Origin of the sequence: Pantoea dispersa, assembly GCF_035783935.1 — a bacterium.
GTDB lineage: Bacteria > Pseudomonadota > Gammaproteobacteria > Enterobacterales > Enterobacteriaceae > Pantoea > Pantoea dispersa_C.
In genome coordinates this window covers 191,010-211,159 of sequence record NZ_JALKOV010000006.1, presented here as the reverse complement: position 1 = coordinate 211,159, position 20,150 = coordinate 191,010, and the positions used below count along the sequence as shown (strand labels likewise).

Annotated in this window: 13 protein-coding genes and 3 tRNA genes; 4 read left to right on the top strand and 12 right to left on the bottom strand. The window is 61.0% G+C overall.

The annotated features are described in order from the left end of the window. Positions 1-10: 10 nt before the first annotated feature. A complete protein-coding gene (gene mltA / locus MXF20_RS13655; protein WP_325969807.1) occupies positions 11-1,159 on the bottom strand; it encodes a murein transglycosylase A in 1,149 nt (382 codons plus the stop codon). A gap of 206 nt (positions 1,160-1,365) precedes the next feature. Between mltA and MXF20_RS13650 the strand changes: the two genes are divergently transcribed. The 3 genes from MXF20_RS13650 (at position 1,366) to MXF20_RS13640 (ending at position 1,700) form a co-directional block, all read left to right on the top strand. Beyond that, positions 1,366-1,442: transfer RNA gene (locus MXF20_RS13650), tRNA-Met, on the top strand. A gap of 52 nt (positions 1,443-1,494) precedes the next feature. Further along, positions 1,495-1,571: transfer RNA gene (locus tag MXF20_RS13645), tRNA-Met, on the top strand. Positions 1,572-1,623: 52 nt separating this feature from the next. Beyond that, positions 1,624-1,700 (top strand) — tRNA-Met (locus MXF20_RS13640). Positions 1,701-1,789: 89 nt separating this feature from the next. Here the strand turns inward: MXF20_RS13640 and amiC are convergent. Next, positions 1,790-3,025 carry an N-acetylmuramoyl-L-alanine amidase AmiC gene (gene amiC / locus MXF20_RS13635; protein ID WP_325969806.1) on the bottom strand — a complete coding sequence of 412 codons (1,236 nt, stop codon included), beginning with the start codon at positions 3,023-3,025 and terminating at the stop codon, positions 1,790-1,792. A gap of 232 nt (positions 3,026-3,257) precedes the next feature. Between amiC and argA the strand changes: the two genes are divergently transcribed. After that, positions 3,258-4,586, top strand: coding sequence for an amino-acid N-acetyltransferase (gene argA, locus MXF20_RS13630; RefSeq protein WP_325969805.1), 1,329 nt, complete (start codon positions 3,258-3,260; stop codon positions 4,584-4,586). Between the two features lie 52 nt (positions 4,587-4,638). Here the strand turns inward: argA and recD are convergent, their stop codons facing one another. The 10 genes from recD to lgt form a co-directional block, all read right to left on the bottom strand. Beyond that, a complete protein-coding gene (recD, locus tag MXF20_RS13625; RefSeq protein WP_325969804.1) occupies positions 4,639-6,486 on the bottom strand; it encodes an exodeoxyribonuclease V subunit alpha in 1,848 nt (615 codons plus the stop codon). Then, entirely contained in the window at positions 6,483-10,022 is a 3,540-nt protein-coding gene (recB, locus tag MXF20_RS13620) for an exodeoxyribonuclease V subunit beta (protein WP_325969803.1), read from the bottom strand. The genes recD and recB overlap by 4 nt, the downstream gene beginning before the upstream one ends. Next, positions 10,019-12,916 carry a pitrilysin gene (gene ptrA, locus MXF20_RS13615; RefSeq protein WP_325969802.1) on the bottom strand — a complete coding sequence of 966 codons (2,898 nt, stop codon included), beginning with the start codon at positions 12,914-12,916 and terminating at the stop codon, positions 10,019-10,021. Before ptrA ends, recB begins: the two co-directional genes overlap by 4 nt. Positions 12,917-13,023: 107 nt before the next feature. Beyond that, positions 13,024-16,404 carry an exodeoxyribonuclease V subunit gamma gene (gene recC, locus MXF20_RS13610; protein ID WP_325969801.1) on the bottom strand — a complete coding sequence of 1,127 codons (3,381 nt, stop codon included), beginning with the start codon at positions 16,402-16,404 and terminating at the stop codon, positions 13,024-13,026. A gap of 79 nt (positions 16,405-16,483) precedes the next feature. Next, the gene (locus tag MXF20_RS13605) at positions 16,484-16,756 is read right to left on the bottom strand and encodes a prepilin-type N-terminal cleavage/methylation domain-containing protein (protein ID WP_325969894.1); all 273 of its coding nucleotides are present in this window, start codon (positions 16,754-16,756) and stop codon (positions 16,484-16,486) included. A 1-nt stretch (position 16,757) separates the two neighbouring features. After that, positions 16,758-17,186 (bottom strand): DUF2509 family protein, encoded by a 429-nt coding sequence (locus MXF20_RS13600; protein ID WP_325969800.1) that lies wholly within the window; start codon positions 17,184-17,186, stop codon positions 16,758-16,760. Further along, positions 17,183-17,722 (bottom strand): prepilin peptidase-dependent protein, encoded by a 540-nt coding sequence (locus MXF20_RS13595; protein ID WP_325969799.1) that lies wholly within the window; start codon positions 17,720-17,722, stop codon positions 17,183-17,185. Before MXF20_RS13595 ends, MXF20_RS13600 begins: the two co-directional genes overlap by 4 nt. Further along, a complete protein-coding gene (locus tag MXF20_RS13590) occupies positions 17,713-18,183 on the bottom strand; it encodes a prepilin-type N-terminal cleavage/methylation domain-containing protein (protein ID WP_325969798.1) in 471 nt (156 codons plus the stop codon). Before MXF20_RS13590 ends, MXF20_RS13595 begins: the two co-directional genes overlap by 10 nt. A 202-nt stretch (positions 18,184-18,385) precedes the next feature. After that, complete coding sequence (gene thyA, locus MXF20_RS13585) at positions 18,386-19,180, bottom strand: thymidylate synthase (RefSeq protein ID WP_325969797.1); 795 nt, start codon at positions 19,178-19,180, stop codon at positions 18,386-18,388. Next, on the bottom strand, positions 19,177-20,058 hold the full coding sequence (lgt, locus tag MXF20_RS13580) for a prolipoprotein diacylglyceryl transferase (protein WP_325969796.1): 882 nt from the start codon (positions 20,056-20,058) through the stop codon (positions 19,177-19,179). The genes thyA and lgt overlap by 4 nt, the downstream gene beginning before the upstream one ends. Between the last annotated feature and the right edge of the window lie 92 nt (positions 20,059-20,150).

Sequence of the window (20,150 nt, the reverse complement as noted above, 5' to 3'; positions counted from 1 at the left end):
GCGCAGCCTATCAATTCGCACCGATAATCAATGAACCATTATTGCCGTTTTGCGGATTACTGAACAGCGGCTGACCGGTTCCCGGCGCAGCTTTCAGCACCCAGACGCGGCCATAATGGTTGTAGAAGCCCGCCAGATGCGCCGCATCCGGGCCGACGCCCTGATAGATATCGAAGTGCTGGCCTTTAATCGCGCCGCCCACGTCGAGCGCCACCATCAGGCGCATCTCGTATTTGCCGTTGAATTTGCCCTTCTCATTCAGCTGCGGCACTTCTGCCAGCAGCGCTGTGCCGGCGGGAATCAGTGAACGATCGGACGCCACCGAGGCTTTGGCGATCAGCGGTACCGCGCTGGCACCGCGCACCGGCACATACTCTTCCGGCTTGAAGAACACGAACGACTGGTTGGTTTCCAGTACGTTGCGCACTTCCTGCGGCGAGTGCTCCTGCGCCCACTGGCGAATCGCCTGCATCGACATGTCTTCGCGCTTCACTTCGCCGCGATCGATCAGCTCTTTACCAATGCTGTGGTAAGCCCAGCCGTTCTTGCCGCCGTAACCGAAGAAGCGCAGCGGACGGCCATCGCCGAAATCGACATAGCCGCTGCCCTGCACGTCCATCATAAAGTTGTCGATCAGCGAGTTGCTCCAGGCAATCACGTAGCGCTCATCCAGTGCGCCATTATAAATAGAAGCGCGACTTGGCAACTTCTGACCGCGCGGACGCGGCGGCATACGATAAATCGGATACTGGAATTCGCCCTGACGGGTATAACGCGCTTCCACTACCGGCGTGTAGTAACCGGTAAACTGCACGTTGCCGTAGCTGTCGGTGCCTTCCATCTGATAAGCATTCAGGCCGAACTGGCGCAGCTGGCGCGTATCGGCGCCGGAGAGCAGCCAGTTCTGAATCGCACTGTAGGTGCCGAGGTTGCGGCCATACAGACCGGATGACGCCGACTGAATCTGCTGCACCTGCACGCCGAAATCACGGCCATTGACCGGACGCCCTTTGGCGTTCGGCTCATTCACCAGCCCGAGCGGTTGCTCCAGCTTGCCATCAATATATTGCTGACCGCGATCGGTCGGCTTCGAGCTACAACCGGCTAACAGCGCCAGAAATGCGCCAGTAAGTGCATACTTCGCCCAATGTCCTTTCATTACCTTCTCTTTATACGCTGGTTGTTGGCACGGCGACGATAGCAAAGGGGCAGACAGAATGAAATCTGCCGCAGGCTACCGCGCTCACATCTGTATAATAAATCGCCCAATGGCCAAATAATTCAGCAACTGTTTGTCTATTTAAGGCTTTAACGCAAAAAGGGGTTGCATCATCATACGCCCGGTGTATAGTGCGCATCCACGGACGCGGGGTGGAGCAGCCTGGTAGCTCGTCGGGCTCATAACCCGAAGGTCGTCGGTTCAAATCCGGCCCCCGCAACCAATTCTTCGTGATGAAGAGACAATATGGCAGGTCGCTTAGCGCGACAGACGGACGCGGGGTGGAGCAGCCTGGTAGCTCGTCGGGCTCATAACCCGAAGGTCGTCGGTTCGAATCCGGCCCCCGCAACCAATTGTCTTAACGAAGAATACAATGTGCAAGGTCGCTCAGTGCGACAGACGGACGCGGGGTGGAGCAGCCTGGTAGCTCGTCGGGCTCATAACCCGAAGGTCGTCGGTTCGAATCCGGCCCCCGCAACCACTTCTTCTGCGGAAGAACATCACAACACCCTGACGGGTGTTTTTTTGTTTCTGCGCCCGGTAAAAAAGCGGCATCGCTGCCGCCCTGCCCTAACGTCGTGCCAGCACGCCGCCTTTGTCAAAATACGCCTTGATCCCGTGCAGAATGGCTTCCGCCACCTGATGCTGGTAGCGCGACGTGCGCAGCTTTCGCTCTTCTTCCACATTACTGATAAACGCCGTTTCCACCAGAATCGACGGAATATCCGGCGCTTTCAGCACCGCAAAACCCGCCTGATCCACCGTGCGTTTATGCAGATGGTTGATATGCCCCATGCGCGCCAGCACCTCTTTGCCAAACTTCAGGCTGTCGCTGATGGTCTGCCGCTGCACCATATCGAACATGGTGTGGTCGAGATAGCGATCGCCGCTCATGCTAACCCCACCGATCAAATCCGCCTCGTTTTGCGTCTGGGCGAGAAAGCGCGCGGCGGCTGAGGTCGCACCGCTGGTGGAGAGCGCGAACACCGAAGAGCCGCGCGCCGCCCGGCTGGTAAAGGCGTCGGCGTGAATAGAGACAAACAGATCGGCGCGCTGCTTACGCGCTTTCGCGACTCGCACGCGCAACGGTATAAACACATCTTCGTTACGCGTCATGTAAGCCTTCATATTACGTTCTTTGTCGATCAGCGCCTTCAGATAGCGCCCGATCTTCAGCACGATATCTTTCTCGCGCGTTTTGTACTTGCCGTGCGCACCGGGATCTTCGCCGCCGTGACCGGGATCGATCATGATAATAATCGGTCGATCGCGCCCGGCTTTACCCGGCAGCGGCGCCTGCGCCGGTTGATCGCGCTCCAGTTCGCCCTGGTTGTAATCCTTCAGTAACGCCAGCAGCGGATCCTCTTCCGGTGACGACTGGCTGGGATAGAGATCAACCACCAGCCGGTGGCGAATGCCGGCGACCGGATCGAGGGTGAAGGTTTTCGGTGCCACGCTGCGCTTCAGCTCCAGCACCACGCGCACCGTGGTGGGATCGAACTGACCGACACGCGCGGTTTTGATGTAAGGATCGTCCACCCGCACCAGCTTATCGATGCCTTTCAGCGCGCTGTTGATGTGCAGGTTCTGGATATCAATCACCAGCCGATCGGGATTGCTCAGCGTGAACTGCTTATAGTGCAGCGCCGCGTTGGATTCCAGCGTCACACGCGAGTAAGTCGAGGATGGCCAGATGCGCACGGCCACAATGTGCTGACTGGCCGCAAAACCGCTGCGCGTCACACTCAGTAACCACAGCGCACCTGCGCCCTGTAAAAGTCGTCTTCGGGTAAAAGCTTCGGACATGCCGCTCCAGCTACTGTGTTATGTCTAAAAAATCGTCAGTTGACGAGCAGAAGGCGAAAACTTTATTCAATCAGGAATGTCTTGTCTTGCCGGAAAAACCAGATAATGCAGTCTGTTAGCGTGGCATGCATCAGGAAAATCGTAAAGTAACGTCAGGTCCGATGCTTGCAATAAGCGGCGAAAGAGCATAAAAATACATAAATTCCGAATAACCATTCACAGAGGGTTTGCCGTGAAGGAACGCAGTACCGAACTGGTTCAGGGTTTTCGCCATACCGTTCCCTATATTAATGCCCACCGTGACAAGACGTTCGTCATCATGCTGGGTGGCGAGGCCATCGAGCACGAGAACTTCTCCAGCATCGTTAACGATATCGGCCTGTTGCATAGCCTCGGCATTCGCCTGGTGGTGGTTTATGGTGCACGGCCGCAGATTGATGCCAGCCTGGCCCAGCAGCAGCTGGAGCCGATTTACCATAAACACACGCGCGTAACCGATGCGCAGTCGCTGGAGCTTGTGAAGCAGGCGGCCGGGCGTTTACAGCTCGATATCACGGCGCGTCTGTCGATGAGCCTGAATAATACGCCGCTGCAGGGCGCGCATATCAACGTGGTGAGCGGTAACTTCATCATCGCCCAGCCGCTCGGCGTCGATGACGGCGTTGATTACTGCCACAGCGGTCGCATCCGCCGCATTGATGAAGAGGCGATTCATCGCCAGCTGGATAACAATGCGATTGTCCTGCTGGGTCCGGTGGCGGTCTCGGTGACCGGCGAGAGCTTCAACCTGACCTCGGAAGAGGTGGCGACGCAGCTGGCGATTAAGCTGAAAGCCGAGAAGATGATCGGTTTCTGTTCCGAACAGGGCGTGACCGATCGCGAAGGCACCATCATTTCAGAACTGTTTCCAAATGATGCGCAGACGCGTATCGATGAAATGGAGAGTGACGGCGATTTCCTCTCCGGCACCGTGCGTTTCCTGCGTGGTGCGGTCAAAGCCTGCCGCAGCGGCGTGCGCCGCAGCCATCTGATCAGCTATCAGGAAGATGGCGCGCTGCTGCAGGAGCTGTTCTCACGTGACGGGATTGGTACGCAGATTGTTATGGAGTCGGCCGAGCAGATTCGCCGCGCCAACATCAATGACATCGGCGGGATTCTCGAACTGATTCGTCCGCTGGAACAGCAGGGCATTCTGGTGCGCCGCTCGCGTGAGCAGCTGGAGATGGAGATCGACAAATTCACCATTATTCAGCGCGATAACATGACCATTGCCTGCGCGGCGCTCTATCCGTTCCCGGACGAGCAGATTGGCGAGATGGCCTGCGTGGCGGTGCATCCGGACTATCGCAGCTCTTCACGCGGCGAGCTGCTGCTGGATCGCGTGGCGCTACAGGCGCGGCAGATGGGGCTGAAGAAGCTGTTCGTGCTGACCACCCGCAGTATTCACTGGTTCCAGGAGCGCGGCTTCACGCCGGTGGATATCGAATCGCTGCCCGAGAGCAAAAAGCAGATGTACAACTATCAGCGCCGTTCCAAAGTGCTGATGGCAGACTTACGCTAAGCGCTACTGCTGATCAAAGCGCCGCTGAGGGAAAGGCCCCACAGCGGCGCACTCATCTGCCCTCTTCTCCCCCTAAGCGATCCAGCAGCCCGCTGCGCCGCTGCGTGCGCAGCTGCACCGCGCGGCGGAACACCGTTTCGTCACTGAACAGCGTCAGCTGGCTGCGCGCCCGGGTGATGGCAGTGTAAATCAGCTCGCGCGTCAGCACCGGCAGGAACTGGGCCGGCATCACCAGCGCGGTGTGATCAAACTCCGAGCCCTGTGATTTGTGCACCGTCATCGCCCAGGCCGTGTCATGGGCCGGCAGGCGACTCGGCTGCACCGCTTTGATGCTGCCATCGGGCAGCGGGAAGAACACTTTGAGCAGCCCTTCCTCATCGTACAACGTAATGCCGATGTCGCCATTGAACAGGCCCAGCGCGCTGTCGTTGCGCGTCACCATCACCGGACGTCCCTGATACCAGCGGCTGCCGCCCGGCGGACGGCGAATCAGCTGCAGCTGCATCAGCTTGTGCTCGATACGCTGATTGAGCCCCTGCACGCCAAACGGCCCTTCACGCAAGGCGCACAGCAGCTGGTAACGACCAAACGCAGCAATCACCTCAGCCGCTGCGGCGCGCTGGTTAATCAGCTGCAGAAACGGCCGGTAGCCTTCGGCAATCTGCGTCAGCATCGCCTGATAGGCTTCCGCATCGTTGAGCGGCTGGCGCACGATATCGCTGAAGCCCGCCTGGAAGGCCGCCTCGACCGCCTGCGCTTCGCCGGCGTTGACCGCTGCCGCCAGCTGCCCGATGCCGGAGTGCGCCGCAAAACGGTAGCTCTTGCGCAGCAGGCAGATGGCATCGCGCACCGCCGGGGCCACGGCGTCTTCGGTGCCGGCCACCTCGCAGCCGGTCAGCGTGGTGAGCTGCAGCGCGCGCACCGGGCTGTAGCCCGCCTCGGCGCAGCGACAGATGTCACCCAGTACCGCACCGGCTTCAACCGAGGCCAGCTGGTCACGATCGCCGAGAAAAATCACCCGCGCGTGGGCGGGCAGCGCGGCAATCAGGTTCGCCATCATGCCGAGGTCAACCATCGAGGCTTCATCGACCACCAGCACGTCGAGATGCAGCGGATTACCGGCATGGTAGCGCAGGCGCTGCGTCTCCGGCTGGGCGCCGAGTAAACGGTGCAAAGTGGTGGCTTCTGCCGGAAAACGCTGGCGCTCCGCGTCGCTGACGTCGAGACTGCGCAGCGCTTTACCCAGCGATTCGGTGAGCCGCGCCGCCGCCTTGCCGGTCGGCGCGGCCAGCTGAATCCGCAGGGCACCTTCGCTGAGGCGAATCAGCGCCGCCAGCAGCTTCGCTACCGTAGTGGTTTTGCCGGTGCCAGGGCCGCCGGAGATCACCGCAGTCTTTTGCGTGAGCGCTACCGCGGCGGCAATTTTCTGCCAGTCATCGGGCTCACAACCGAAAAAGGTATCCAGCACGCTGCGCACCTGTTCTGGCGCAAACAGCTGCGGCGCCACCTGCGGCTGGAAGAAGCGCGCCACTTCCCCTTCGTGATGCCAGAGCCGGTGCAGATAGAGCCGGTTATCACGCAGCACCACCGGCGCCGGACGATCGCTGGCGCTCAGCGCCGCCCAGTCCGCCAGCAGTGTCTGCCAGTCCTGCGGCTCGCCGGCGGCCTGCCAGATGGCGTGCGCCAGCTCCGGATGACGCCCGCTGAACAACCCTTCACGGGTGAGCTGAGACAGCGGCAGGCAGACGTGACCGTCACCGGCTTCCGCGCTGAGACAGGCTGCGGCCAGCAGGTGCGCGGGGCGATCGTCGTCGGCCAGCAGCCGGGCAAACTGAATATCCAGCGCCCGCAGCAGGCGCAGTTCTGCCGCCTGTGCCAATAGCGTACTCATGCTACTCATGCTGCTGCTCCCGGCCCGCGAAACAGGCTATCCAGTTGTAAAACGAAGTCTGAGGTTGGTCGGGTGTGGAACACCCCGTTATCCGGCGAACTGCCATCCATACCGCGTAAAAACAGGTAAAAGACGCCGCCAAAGTGCTGTTCATAATCGTAATCCGTCAGACGGTGCTGCAAATAGCGATGCAGTGCTAGCGTATACAGCTGATACTGCAAATCGTAACGGTGGTCGATCATCGCCTGCGCCATCGCCTGCGGCGTGTAAGCCTGATGGTTCTCGCCCAGCCAGTTAGATTTATAATCCAGCAGATAGTATTTGCCCTGCCAGCGAAACACCAGGTCGATAAAGCCTTTCAGCATGCCCTGCACCTGGCGGAAGTCGAGCGGCGGTGCCTGACGTGACAGCGGATCCTGGCGCATTAACGCGTCCAGCGCCGGTGCCGTCAGCAGCCCGTCGATCGGCAGATAAAACTCCATCTCGATTAAGCGATCGCCGGGCGTAACACCACTCAGCCGGATTCCGCCGGCGTTGAGCGGCGTGTTCACCACGCGCGTGATCCAGTCGCTCAGCATCGGCTGCCAGTGCAGTGGATAACCGCTCTGCTGCAGTTGTTGTTCCAGCTGCAGCGCTGACGGCGGCTGGGTGAAGTCGATCGATTCAAACAGCGTGTGCAGGAAGGTACCGGGCGCGGCGCCGCGCGGGAAATGGTGCGGCGTCAGCGCCGCTTCCAGCCCGTCCGCCTGACGATCTTCGCCAACTGCTTCCGCGTCGAAGCCCGGCATCACATCCAGCAGACGGTGACTGCCGTGCTGCTGCAGCCCGGAATAGCTGGTGACCCGCCACGGATCGGCCAGCGCACGCGTGATACTGCGCGCATCCAGCGTATCGTCAATCTCGTCCGGCGTCTGCCAGCGTTCGTGGCCCTGCGGCTGCGCCAGCACCACTTCGGTGCCCGTCACGTCGATGTCGTGCAGCAGGGTCGCCAGCTGTTCTGCCGTAGCCGGCTCACCGCGCTGCAGCAGAAAACCCAGCGCGCTTTTGTGCACATCGCTTTCGCCCTCTTTCTTACGCGTACCGCGAAACAGCGGGGCGACACCAACGCTGCAGTGATACACCGAACGCGTCAGCGCCACGTACAGCAGACGCAAATCCTCTGCCAGCCGCTCCTGTTCCGCCAGCGCCAGGCTCTGCTCATCATTCTGCAAATCCAGCACCGCGTTGTAATGCTCGCGGTCGTGATAGAGCGCGATATCGGCCTCGCGGAAACCGGCGGCAAACGGCAGCCACACCAGCGGATACTGTAACCCCTTGGATTTATGGATGGTGACAATCTGCACCAGATGGCGGTCGCTCTCCAGCCGCAGCTGCTGGCTCGCCGACTGGCTGTCCGGTCGGGCAATTTGCTGCGCCAGATAGCGCACCAGCGCGTGCGGACTGTCGAGCTGGGCCGCCGCCTCCTGCAGCAGTTCGCCGAGGTGCAGCAGATCGGTCAGGCGACGCTCACCGTTCTCTGAGGCCAGCAGGTTTTCTGCCAGCTGGCGTTCCAGCATCAGCTGACGCAGCATCGGCAGCACGCCACGCTGGTGCCACAATTGCTGCCAGCGGGCAAAGGTATCCACCAGCGCATCCCAGCCGCGCGCATCCTGATCCAGCGCGTCCAGCTGCGCGGCATCAAAGGCAAACAGCGAGGTGGCCAGCGCGGTGCGCAGCATACGCTCCTGCTCGGGCGCGAGGATCGCCTGCAGCAGCCACAGCAGCTCGCGCGCCTCGGGCGTGGTGTAGACGCTGTCGCGGTTGGAGAGATACACCGACGGGATGCCGAGCTGATTGAGCGCGGCACGAATCAGGTTGGCCTCGTTCCGACTGCGCACCAGCACGGTGATGTCCGAGGCCTGCACCGGCCGCTGCTCAGGCATTTTGCCCAGCAGCGCGCGCTGTTGCTGACCGGCCTGCAGCCAGCGGCTGATATCGGCGGCACACTGCTGCGCCATCAGCTGCTGGTATTCGCTGACGCTGCAGCCTGCGCCCGGCTGCAGCCAGAAGCGCAGCGCAGCCTGCTCGTCACCGTCGATGCTCAGCGACAAACGCTGATTGGGCGGCGCGGCATTGACCGGCAGAAACGGGATGTCCGCAAACAGAAACGGTGCGGGCTGGCGCATAAACAGCTGATTGACGCTCTCCACCATCGCCGGTGACGAACGCCAGTTGGTATCCAGCGTGTAGTGCGCGTGCACTTCACTGCGCGCGCGGATGTAGGTAAAGATGTCGGCGCCGCGGAAGGCGTAAATGGCCTGTTTCGGGTCGCCAATCAGCAGCAGCGCGTGCTGCGGCTGCTGTAAATAGAGCGTGCGGAAAATGCGGTACTGCAGCGGGTCGGTATCCTGGAACTCGTCAATCAGCGCCACTGGAAAGCGCTGACGAATCGCCTGCGCCAACTGCTCGCCGCCGGACTGCTGCAGGGCTTCATCCAGCCGGCTCAGCAGATCGTCGAAGCCCAGCAGCGCCTGCAGGCGTTTCTCTTTGCGCACCGCGTGACGCACCTCCACCAGCGCACGCGCAATCACCAGATCGCGTAGCGACAGCGGCTGCGCCAGAAACGTATCAATGGCGGTAAACAGCGGGTGCTGCGGTGGCGCGCCCTTTTTGGTTTTTTCATTCAGCACCTGCTGACCGAAACGCGCCAGCTCGGCGGGAATCTGATAATCCGCGGTCTCACTCTGCGCCCAGGCGCTGACTTTGCTGACCCACAGCGGCAGGTTTTTGCTGCTGTAGCTGCGCTTGTCGACGTCCGACTGCCCGACCAGCGTTAGCACCTCTTCGCCCAGCGCTCGCCACTGCGCTTTCATATCGGCAATGCGCGCCAGGTTACTGTGGTGGCGCGACGTCAGGGTTTCACTGTCGTGCGGCGCCAGGCGCAGGCTGGGCGATTCGCCCTGCAGCCACGGGCGCAGCGTCGACAACAGCTGTTCCGGCCCGTTCCATTCGGTCACGATGACGCGCGCAATATCCAGCGTCAGCGGATAGCAGTGGCGCCGCCAGAAATCGGCCGTCGCCTGACGCAGCAGCTGCTGTTCATCTTCAATCAGCTGCTGCTCGAACAGCATGCCGGACTCAAACGCGTTGAGGTTCAGCATGCGCTGGCAGAAGCCGTGAATAGTAAAAATCGCCGCCTCGTCCATCTGACGTTCAGCGGCCAGCAACAGCGAGGCCGCCTCAGCGGGCTGGGGAATGTCGGCCAGCAGCTGCATCAGCATCGGATTTGCGCTGACGCCGCGCAGGCAGGCCAGCCGCAGCTCGTGAATATTTTCCCGGATACGCCCGCGCAGCTCGGCGGTGGCGGCTTCGGTAAAGGTCACCACCAGAATCTCTTCCACCGACAGCGGGCGCGCATAGGCATTCTGCCCGCCAAGTCCCAGCAGCAGACGCAGGTACAGCAGACCAATGGTAAAGGTCTTACCGGTGCCGGCGGAGGCCTCAATCAGTCGCTCACCCTGCAGCGGTAGCGTCAGAGGATTGAGCGATTCAGGGCGCTGACTCATGGCGCATCACTCTGCACGGAGAGCGACTGCTGCAGCCGGGCGACTTCATCCCAGGTGGTAAAGCCCGGCAGCGGCGCGTAATCAGCATCGTGAGTACCATCGTGACTGCCGCCAATCTGCGAGATCATCGCCATACCCTGCTGCCCCAGCACCGCCTGATGGAAAAAGTCAGCCAGGCTGGCTGGCGTCAGCTGCTGAATTTGCGCAATGGCTTTTTCGCGCGTATCAAAGGCGAAGTTCTGGCGATTGAAATCGCGGCTGTAGCGGTTGGCTTCTTCATCCAGCGTTTGCGGACGCTGTTTCAGGTCATTGATCAGTGCCTGCTGATACTGGGCAAAATCCTCCGCTTTCATGCTGCGCAGACGCTGTTCCGCCTGCGGATAGAACGCCTGAAAGCGCTGCAGCAGATAAGCCGGTGGTTTACTGTTGCTTTGCAGCAGGAAGCCAATGCCCCACTGGCGGCCAATCGGCATCTGATAAGCGAACACCGCATAGCCCAGCTGCTCCTCGGTGCGCAGCTGATTGTAGAACCACGGCTGCACAATCTGGCTCAGCATGGTGCTGTTAGCCATACTTTGATACTCGCTGTAGCCGAGCGGTACATACAGCGTCGCCAGCGCCGAGTCGGTACTACTGCCGGCCTTCTGCAGGTTGGCTTTGGTCGGCTTGTCTACCACCACATAATCACTGTGCCAGTAACCGTTCCCAGTAGTGTGCAGCTGCTGTTTAAGCTCTTCGCCCAGCTGCTTTACGCGATCGGCCGACAGATTGCCGACCACCATCATTTCCGGCGTGGCGTGCTGGATCAGTGCATCGCGGTAATCGGTCACCTCCTGCAGCGTGATCTGTTTCACCAGCTGGCGTCGCGCCTCACGCTGGGTGTAGGGCAGCTGGGACAGCATTTGCATCGGCTGAATCGCCTGTTCAAACGCTTTGCCCTTTTCCGCTGCTTCCAGCCGATCCAGATACCAGGATTTCGCCTGCTCGAGCTGCTGCGCATCCGGCTGGAAGCTGGCGTAGCCTTCAACCAGCTTTTTCAGCAGCTCCGGCAGGCGCTGGGTGAAGCCGCTGGCATTGAACACCAGCCCGTCGTCCTCACCGGTAGAGAAGCTGATGCCGCCCACCGAAGCCTGCGAATTCAGCTCATCCAGCGCCAGGCTGGAGAGGTAGTCGTTGAGTCCAAACAACACCTGCTGGCGCGCATCGCTGATCGCGGATTTGTTTCGCAGTGCGAGCGTAATAGCGGCCTTCGGCTCGCTGGCGTAGAACTGGCTCGGCATCCAGTAGATGCGCATGCTGTCGCCATTGGTCAGCGCCACCGGATGATCGTAGTGCTTACCGTCAGAGGGGATGAGGGAGAAATCCGACGGAATGTAGGGATTCAGGGTCGGCAGCGACAGCGGGATCTGCTGCGCCTGCTGCTGCCAGGCGCTGAACTGCGCGGCGGTGATTTTATCCACCTGATAAGGCGCATTCACAAAGTAAGCCTGTTTGTTGTGCGGCTCAGCGGGACTGATGTACCAGATGCGGGCGTTCTGCGGCGTCATCTCAGCCAGACGGGCGTTGATCGCGGCCGCATCATAGCGGTCGGCCAGATAAGGCGCATCCAGCGTGTGCGTCACCGGCACGCGCAGCATGGTATCCACCAGCCACTCAATGTAATCCATATCGCGGGTAATTGACGGATAGCGGAAATCCAGCGCCAGCACATGCGCGACTTCATCGAAATAACGCTTGTCGATGCCTTGCTGGCACAGCATATCGAGGTAGCTGAATACCGCAGCCACCACGCGATCGCGCTGCGCCAGACCTTTATCGGTCAGCGAAACCGAGATGGCAAACACGCCGCTGTTGCGCTCGGTCATCGGATCCGCGCCGGCATTGACGCCATCAGCCAGTCCCTGCTGCTGCAGCCAGTCGTTCAGGGTATTTTTGCTGCGGTTGCCCAGCAGATAGCTGATTAAGGTGTCGGTTTTGCTGCGAAACTGGTCGCTGTCGTTGGCGATGCGAAACTCAATTTTCAGCTGCTTGCGCGGCTGCGCTGGCACGTAATGAATGATGATGCCTTTCTGCGCATCGGTAACCACCGGTACGCTAATCTCCGGCACGCTGGCCTGGTGATTGGCCACGCGACCAAAGGTCTGGGCAGCAATCGTCGCCATCTCCGGCAGCGGTTTATTACTGTAAATCACCGCTTTCATCAGATTAGCCGAGTAGTGACGGTGATAGAAATCCAGTAGCGCCTGATGCAGGTTGCTGTCGGGTTTGTCGCTCAGGGTATCAAGGTTACCGCCCGAATAACGCGAGCCGGGGTGCGCCGGATTGAGGGTTTCCGCGCCAACCTGCGCCATACGCAGCCCATCACGCGAGCGCGCCATCGTCAGCTCGGCGTTAACCGCATGCCGCTCGCGGTCGGCGTTGGTCGGGTCGAGTAAGGGTTGCGCGATCGCATCCGCCAGCCGATCCACCGCCGGTTGCAGCGCATCGTTTTCGACTTCCAGGTAAAACGCGGTGCGGTAAGAAGCTGTGCTGGCATTGTGGCTGCCGCCGTGCTTCTTGAGAAACTCCGCCAGGTTATCCGGCTGCGGATAATTTTTTGACCCCATCAGCACCATGTGTTCCAGATAGTGCGCCAGGCCCAGCTGACTGTCGGGATCGTCCAGCGAGCCGATCGGCAATGTCAGCGCCGCCAGCGATTTCGGCGCGGCGGCATCCGACACCAGCAGCACCGTCATGCCGTTGCTCAGGGTGATGGCCTGATAACTGCGCGGATCGTGATCGCTCTTGCGGATGGTTTCATCAATTGGCTGCCAGCCGCGACCGTCGTCGGCAAAGGCATTCAGCGCCAGCATGCTCAGCAGCAGCGCTCCTATCCAGCGTGCGTAAATCCGCATTTCAACCCCTTAACATTACCCTTATCCGCCGGCGTTGCGCCGGTCGGGCTACTCAAACACTTTCTTATAAGACGGCGGCAGCCGCTGTCCAGGCCGCACGTCCGTTGCTATTCATCATCCTGATGCGCGAGGCGCACCGGCAAGTACCACTGACGCGCCGCAGCGATAATCTGCTGCTGCGTCGGCTCGTCCAGCGTGCGGCACAGCCGCTGCAGATAAGGATCGCTGCCCTCACCTTCAACCTGATAGCCGCCCTGCCATGCCTGCAGCAGCTTGTTGAGCGCCTTTTTCTGCGTGGCGTCGTCTTCCTGTAGCTGGCCGGATTTGCTGTCAAAGCTGGCGTCCAGCCAGGCACCACCGGATTTATTCAGCAGCAGCAGCGGCTGGGCCAGCCCCGCTTCGCAGGCAGCCACATACTCTGTCAGCTGCGCCAGCGCCTGTTCAGGCGCCACGGCCGCAAAGCGCCAGCGGCTCTGTTTACGACCGTACATGCGGCTGGTGCCGCTGCCGCCCAGCGCACAATACACCAGATGCTCCAGCCACAGCAGCAGGCCATCGTTGATGTTGAGCACGCCCGGCCGCCAGCGCAGCAGCCCATCAGCTTGCACCTGAGTCAGCCAGCCGGTCAACTGCGTTGCACCCAGCGTCAGATTGACTTCCCAACTCTCTGCCGGCAGCCGTTGCGCGCTGACTTCTGCCGCCACCTCCTGCATCTCTTCGGTCTGGCTTTGCCAGAAAAGTTCCCCGAAGGCACCGTAAGGCAGATTACCGGCGGCGCGGTGGTGCGCATACAGCTGGGCCGGATCGTCACCGTTGACCAGCGTATTAAGCAGTTCGGCATTAATCTGGTAGCGCTCCAGGCTGTCCGGGGCAAACGGCTCGCTGTCCGGCAGCTCGCTCTCCTCCATCCAGAAGGCCACGCCAAGGCGCTGCTGAAACCACGCCCGTACCGGATGACGCCAGAAGCGCAGCAGCTGCTCCAGCGACAGCGTGGTCAGCGGCTGGACCGGCAACGGCTGGATAAATTCGGGCTGCGCCACGCCGCTGCCGGTCGCCGCCGGCAGCCATTCTGCCGCGAAGCTTTGCACGGGGCTTCCCGGCTGGAAATTTTCCGCCGCAAACGGCATGCGGCTATGCAGCCGTTGCAGATGCGCCCGCACGCGCTGCTCGCTGACGTCCGGCTCACAGGCTTCGTCCCCCGGTAAACAGAAACTCTGCGCCAGATAATCCACCAGCTCAGTCACCAGCACCGAGGGATAGCGCTCGGTGTTGTCCTGAATCGCCCGGCCAATGTAGCTGATGTACAGCTGCTGCTGCGCCGAAATCAGCGCCTCAAGGAACAGATAGCGGTCATCATCGCGCCGGCTGCGATCGCCTTTGCGCGACTGCTGCTGCATCAGATCAAAACCGAGCGGCGCTAAGGTGCGTGGATACACGCCGTCATTCATCCCCAGCAGACACACCACTTTAAAGGGGATTGAGCGCATCGGCATCAGCGTGCAGAAGTTGATCGGCCCGGCCAGGAAGCGCTGGCTGATGCGCTGCTGATCGAGGCGCGCACGCAGCTCATCACGCAGCAGCGTGACCGGAATCGGCTGCTGATAAGCGGCCTGCATGCCCTGCTCAATGATCTCCTGCCACTGGGTTTCCACCAGCAGCAGCGCCGCCTCGCTGTCGGCATCGCCGCTGAAGAAGCTGTCGATCAGCTCGCGGCACAGCGGCAGCCATTCGGCCAGGGTGCGTGTCTGCGCAAGGCGCGTGCGCCAGCTGTCGAGCCGTGCCAGCAGCTCGGCCAGATGGCCCGCCAGCTCGGCGATCAGGCCGCTGGATTCGTCATACGGCATAATGCCCTGCCAGTCACCGTTGCGGCTTTCCAGCGCGTAGCCCAGCAGCATACGCTGCAGGCCGAAGCGCCAGGTGTGCTGGCCGGTTACCGGCAGCGCCAGCGCTTCCACGCTGGCGTCATCCAGTCCCCAGCGGATGCCGGATTCCATCACCCAGCGGCGCAGCAGGCGCAGCCCGCTCTCCTCCACCGAGAAGCGCTGTGCCAGCGCCGGCACCTCCAGCAGCGCCAGCACCTCTTCCGAGGCAAAGCGGCTGTCCGGCAGCGCCAGCAGGCTGAGCAGCGCGAGGATTGCCGGATGCGCCTGACTGGCGCGCCGGTCAGAGATGGCGAACGGCAGGTAACGCTCAGGCGGTGCGCTGGCAAAAGCCGCCTGGATAAAAGGCGCGTAGCTGTCAATGTCTGCCACCATGACGATAATATCGCGCGGCTTCAGTTCCGGGTCGGCTTCCATCAGTGCCAGCAGGTGATCCTGCAGCACTTCCACTTCACGCTGGGCGCTGTGACACACCTGGAGCGTGATGGAACGATCGTGCGGATCGAGCCGGCGCTTGTCCGTGCTGTCTGCCAGTTCGCCAGCGCTGAGCCCGATCACCGCGCGATCCTCAAGATTGAGCAGATCGGCCTGCAGGCAGTGCAGCAGGTTGTCCGGTGACATCTCCACAAACGCATCAATGTCGTTGGCGGCGGACTCCATCTGGCTCAGCAGAAACAGGTTGTCGCGGCCCAGCTTGCCCCACGAGGCCAGCAGTGGATTGGTCAGTTGCTGCTCGCCCAGTTCGTTAAACAACGCCGGTGCGGCATCGGGATCGCGGAACAGCGGCTGTGTCTCCTGCGAATGCAGCCGCAACCGCTGGCGGCTCTGCAGCCTGGCGAGAAACGCATAATCCTGAATGTCGCCCCAGTAATCGCGACACGGATTGGTGAACAACAGGTGAATATCAATATGACGGCCGAGCGCTTCCAGCGCCTGCAGATACACCGGCGGCAGCGCAGAAATACCGCAGATGAAGACGCGTTGCGGCAGCCCCGGCGGCGGCGTTGACGCCTGCTCCAGCGCCTGGATAAACCGGGCGTAAAGATTGGCACGGTGCCACATCGGCTGACCGAGGCTGCGGGTGAATTCAACCAGATCGCGCCACAGCGCCGCCTGCCACTGCTGAGCATCGCTCAGGCCGTCCACCTTTTCACCGCGCTCCCAGCGGTTCAGCCAGTCGGAGCGGTAGACCAGATACTGGTCGAACAGATCCGCCACGCGTGCGCTCAGCTGGTAGAGTTTACGCTGATCGTCGTCATCATGCAGATAGCCGCGCAGCGGCTGGAATGCCTCCTGTTCCAGCAGCACCGGCAGGCGGTGCATCAGCTTCCAGCTCATGCTGGCTTTGGTGAAAGCACTCTCTTCCGGGATATCCGGCAGCACTTTGACGAACATGCTCCAGATGAAGCTGGCGGGCAGCGGAAAATCGATGTTGGCAGCAATATTGAAGCGGTTAGCCAGCTCCATTTGCAGCCACTGCGCCATGCCCGGGCTCTGTACCAGCACCTGCTCAGCCGCGAGCGGATCGGCCAGCGGCTGGAGTTTTATCAGCTCTACCGCTAAGTCTTTCAATAAATCTAACCGATTGGAGTGGTAAACCCGGAACATAAAACTCCTTAAACGAGGGAAAGCGCAGCCCGGTCACTCTACCCTTAATCGTCTGGCCTGCCTACCCGCCGGCATCACCTTAGCGGCAATTGAGCCGCGCCAGCGAAGCCGTGCGCTGATGAGGTCCGGTGACGGTAACGCGATCCAGCACGCAGCCGCCAGGTAAGCTCTGCGGCTGGTGCACAATCTGCCAGCCGGTGGTGTCGCGCCCGAGCAGCGCCTGCCCGGCCACCTGCCAGGCCTGGCGCTGCTGCCACTGCTGGCTGAACCCCAGCGCCAGCGCGCGATGATACTGCAGCAGCGCGCTGATGGTCATCGCCAGCAGCAGCATGGCAACCAGCGTTTCCGCCAGGCTAAAACCCTGCTGTTGCCTCGGGCTGCGGACACTGTTGCGCCTTCGCCAGCGGGCAGTAGTCGATCCAGCCATGCGGCTGTGGCTGCAGCTGACCGTTGCGCAGTGAAACCCATTGATAAAGCACGAGCGAGCGCCCGGTGCCAAGCGCCGATAATAAGCCATGATTCTCCTCCTGCCGCAGCAGACAGCTGTGCCACGCGTCGCCCAGACCGCTCTGACACTGCCAGCCCGCGGCCTGCGGCCAGTTTTGCTGCAGGCCCCACTGTAACGCGGCCCGCGCCAGCCAGAAATCCTGCTGATGCTGCTGCTCGTCGGCCACCAGCGCCATGCCCTGTGCCAGCTGCGTACGTGTGGCGTGCAGCGTAAGGCCGCCCATCAGCAGTAACATCACCACCATGCCGAGCGTGCTGTTGCCCTGCTGCTTCACAGGTTGAGTCCCTCAATCATCATCGTCAGCCCGGCCTGCTGGCTGCCCGCCGTGGCGGCCAGCTGCAACAGCAGCCGCGCGTCCTGACGCTCAACCCGGAAGGTGCTGAGGGTGAGGAATGCCGGATCGGTGATGCGCTCCCAGCCGTTGCTGCTGCACTCGTCCACGCCGCGCTGCATCTCCAGCTGTCCGCTGCGCAGGCGATAGCCGTAAAAATCGCTTTCACTGTGGCCGACGCCTTCCCAGCGTCCATTGCTGTTTTCATCCCAGCGCAGCAGTACACAGCTGCCGCCGCTCACCAGCGTGAGCGCCGCACCGCTGCACTGCCCATGACAGTAACCGGCACGGCGCAACGCTTTGGCCAGTGAGCCGGCAATCTGCTGCAGCTCCTGTTGCAGCTGGACCCGCTGCTGCAGGCGCAGGTTCTGCTCCAGCAGCAGCGGCAGAAAGCGGCCAATGCTCACCATCAGTACCGCACCAATTGCCATGGCGATCAGCATCTCCAGCAGACTGAAGCCCTGCTGCGCTATTCGCATCCCTTTTCTCCCGGCTGGCAGACGCGGATGCGCGCCCGGGCGGAAAGGATGACGCGCCAGCGGCCGGCCACGCTTTCCAGTTCGATACTGCCAGGCCGGGCAACATCGCGTCTGCCGTAAAAGCCCGGCTCACCGACCAGCGCGGTGATACGCACCTCGCGATAAGGCGGCCGGTACAGCCAGCGCGACGGCAGCTGACACCCTTCTGCGGGCTGCGGCCCGGTACCCAGGCAGCCGTTTTCGCCCGGCTGCAGCCACAGGCTGAGGTCGCGATTGTGCCAGCTGGCGTGCGCGCGCAGCCGCAGCAAAAAGCTCTGGAGCTGCAGTACGCTGTCGCGCAGTTGCTGATACTGCTGCCAGCGCTGCCAGCCCTGTAAGGCTGCGACGCTGAGGATGCCGGCGATCACCATCACCAGCAGCAGTTCCGGCAGCGTAAAGCCGGCGTTTGCGTTTCTGTTCATAGCCAGCACTCTGCGCCAGCCGGATGCAAAGCAACAGCAGCAAATGGAGAAGATGGAAAGTGTGCCGCAGGAGAATGATGTGCGTTGCAGACCCATACCGTTTTTTGCGCGGCGGATTCAGAAAACTTCCGGAGAAGCGAACGGAGAGCAGGCAAAAAAAAGCCCTGCGCGATGGCAGGGCCTGATGCGGAACAGCGGCAGATTACACGGCCACTGGCGCTTTGATCGCCGGATGCGGATCGTAGCCTTCTATCTCAAAATCATCGAACTGGTAATCGAAGATTGACGCGGGCTTACGCTTAATCACCAGCTTCGGCAGCGGTCGCGGTTCACGCGTCAGCTGCAGGCGCGCCTGTTCGAGATGGTTGCTGTACAGGTGCGTATCGCCGCCGGTCCAGACGAAATCGCCCACCTCAAGATCGCACTGCTGCGCCACCATGTGCACCAGCAGCGCATAGCTGGCGATGTTGAACGGCAGGCCGAGGAAGATATCGCATGAACGCTGGTACAGCTGGCAGGACAGCTTGCCGTTCGCCACGTAGAACTGGAAGAAGGCGTGGCAGGGCGCCAGCGCCATCTGATCCAGCTCGCCAACGTTCCACGCCGAGACGATAATGCGGCGCGAATCCGGATCGCGTTTCAGCTGCTCAATCACCTTGCTGATTTGATCGATCTCTTCGCCAGAAGCCGTGCCCCAGCTGCGCCACTGCTTGCCGTAGACCGGGCCCAGATCGCCGTTTTCATCCGCCCATTCATCCCAGATGGTGACCTTGTTCTCTTTCAGGTAACCGATGTTGGTGTCGCCTTTGAGGAACCACAGCAGCTCATGAATGATCGAGCGCAGATGCACCTTCTTGGTGGTGACCAGCGGAAAGCCGTCCTGCAAGTTGAAACGCATCTGGTGGCCAAAGATGGAGAGCGTGCCGGTGCCGGTACGGTCGGCCTTTTCTGCGCCTTCATTCAGCACATGTTGCATCAAATCCAGATACTGTTTCATTTTACCTCACGCGTTTGTTGCTGCGGGCGACGACGATACGCCCAGACCATCATAATTACGCCGGCCAGAATCATCGGGATCGACAGAATCTGGCCCATACTGATACCGCCTTCGAACAGGCCAAGCTGGGCATCCGGCTGGCGGAAAAATTCCACGATGATGCGGAATGCGCCGTAGCCAATCAGGAACAGGCCGGAGACGCTGCCCATCGGGCGCGGCTTGCGAATAAACAGGTTGAGAATGATAAACAGCACGATGCCTTCCAGGCACAGCTCATACAGCTGTGACGGATGGCGCGGCAGCACGCCGTACGTATTCAGCAGTTGCTGATACTGCGGGTTATTGGCCGCCAGCGCGAGGTCTTCACTGCGCGAACCCGGGAACAGCATGGCGAATTTAAAGTCAGGCGCCACGCGGCCCCACAGTTCGCCGTTGATGAAGTTGCCGAGACGGCCGGCACCGAGGCCAAACGGGATCAGCGGCGCAATGAAATCAGAGACCTGGAAGAAGGTGCGTTTGGTGCGACGGGCGAAGATCAGCATCACCACGATCACCCCAATCAGACCGCCGTGGAACGACATGCCGCCGTCCCACACTTTGAACAGATAAAGCGGGTTGTCGAGGAACAGCGGCAGGTTGTAGAACAGTACGTAGCCGATGCGGCCGCCGAGGAACACGCCGAGGAAGCCCGCGTACAGCAGGTTTTCAACCTCTTCTTTTTTCCAGCCGCTGCCGGGTTTGTTGGCGCGGCGCACCGCCAGCCACATAGCAAACACAAAGCCTACCAGATACATCAGGCCGTACCAGTGCAGCGAAACCGGTCCGATGGAGAAGATCACCGGATCGAATTGGGGAAATGAAATGTAGCCGTTAGTCATCTTTCACCATGTTTTTTCTGCCCGCAAAAGGGCGTGGCTAAAGGGCCATACAATAAAAGGCTGCGCATCATAGCACAGCCGCTTTTCACAAT